This window comes from Aurantimonas sp. C2-5-R2, assembly GCF_036549495.1.
Taxonomy (GTDB): domain Bacteria; phylum Pseudomonadota; class Alphaproteobacteria; order Rhizobiales; family Rhizobiaceae; genus Aurantimonas; species Aurantimonas coralicida_A.
In genome coordinates, this window is the sequence record NZ_JAZHLJ010000226.1 from 1 (window position 1) to 1,354 (window position 1,354).

A 1,354-nucleotide genomic window follows, 5' to 3' on the forward strand; every position below is an offset into this window, starting at 1 on the left:
CTCCTCAGTGGAATCGGCACCCCGAGCCTAACGGCTCGAGGCGGGCAACGCCGCCCACTTCAGAGTTTCAACAGAGACCGGGACATTCCCTTTCCGATGCCCATACCGGCCTGAAGGCGGCGATCGCCTGGGTCTTCGACGCGACCTGGCAAAGATGCCGGGTGGGGCTGTTGAACGAACCCGCTAGCGCGGGAGTGGCGCGAGCGTTTTAGGAGAGTCCTCCTGTCTGCGAGGATTGTGGTTGTTAGCCCGATCCCAGAGACAGGAGCACCTCCGATGGCCGATGTGAGCCCTCTTCGCCGCCGCATGATCGAGGACATGACGGTCCGCAATCTGTCGCCGGCGACGCAACGATCCTACCTCCATGCGGTGACGGAGTTCAGCCGCTATTTCAGCCGTTCGCCGGACCATCTGGGCCTGGAGGACGTGCGGGCCTTTCAGGTTCATCTAGTCTCCACCGGCATCTCCTGGNGAGTTCAGCCGCTATTTCAGCCGTTCGCCGGACCATCTGGGCCTGGAGGACGTGCGGGCCATGGGGAGATTCCGGAACGGATCCCGTATGCCCGCGAGCCGCGCAAGCTGCCGAACCGGAACGGTTCATCTGTCCAGGCTTTGCAGATTGCCTCGTATGGAGTGAGTCCGCGTAGGGTCTTCAAACGCCGCGCGAAGTTATAGGCGGCGACAAAGTCGGCGAGATGCCGCCGGAGTTGATCGTGGCTGTCGTAGTGGAAGCGTTTGACGGTCGCATCCTTGATGGTCCGGTTCATTCTTTCGACCTGGCCGTTATCCGGTATGTGATCTACGGCGCCTTTTTCGTCCCGCTGTTCTTCTTTTCGAACGGCGATATGGTGAGCCCATCCGGGACGTGGGGCGCCGGGAGCACGAAGGTGCGGGCAGGCCGTCGATAGACCGTGGGCTGAGAGCCCGAGCTCGTTACATGGCCGCCCCTCGCGACTTTCCCGGATGCGCTGTGAGCGCGGATCAGTAGGTGTCGTGTTGCCCGCCATCTCCCGTCTTCAACCGAGCCCGGAAGGAGGGAGCATGCATGCGCATCATCGGACTGGATATCCATCGCGGCTTCGGCGAAGCGGTGGCATGGGAGGACGGCAAGCTCAAGCGGTTTGGCCGCGTCGACATGCGGCGCGATCTGCTGAAGGCGTTCGCCGCCAAGCTGTCGCCGGACGACATCGTGGTGATCGAAGCCACGGGCAATGCGATGTCAGCCGCGGCGGTGATCGAGCCGCACGTGGAGAAGGTCGTCATGGTGGGTTCAACCGGTCAACGCAACATGATGGCTGTCATGATGCGCTGGGAGGATCCACAATGGCACGCACGGGACGACCGGGACTATCTG

3 pseudogenes are annotated in these 1,354 nt (G+C 62.5%); 2 read left to right on the top strand and 1 reads right to left on the bottom strand.

From position 1 onward, the window contains the following. Positions 1-276 precede the first annotated feature (276 nt). Positions 277-606 (top strand): annotated as a pseudogene (locus VQ044_RS25140) (phage integrase N-terminal SAM-like domain-containing protein); the annotation flags it as partial. On the opposite strand, the pseudogene VQ044_RS25145 reads toward VQ044_RS25140, so the two are convergent. Further along, a pseudogene (locus VQ044_RS25145) lies at positions 489-800 on the bottom strand (integrase core domain-containing protein); the annotation flags it as partial. The pseudogenes VQ044_RS25140 and VQ044_RS25145 overlap by 118 nt on opposite strands. Positions 801-1,045: 245 nt before the next feature. Here VQ044_RS25145 and VQ044_RS25150 point away from each other — a divergent pair. After that, positions 1,046-1,354, top strand: a pseudogene (locus VQ044_RS25150) (hypothetical protein); the annotation flags it as partial.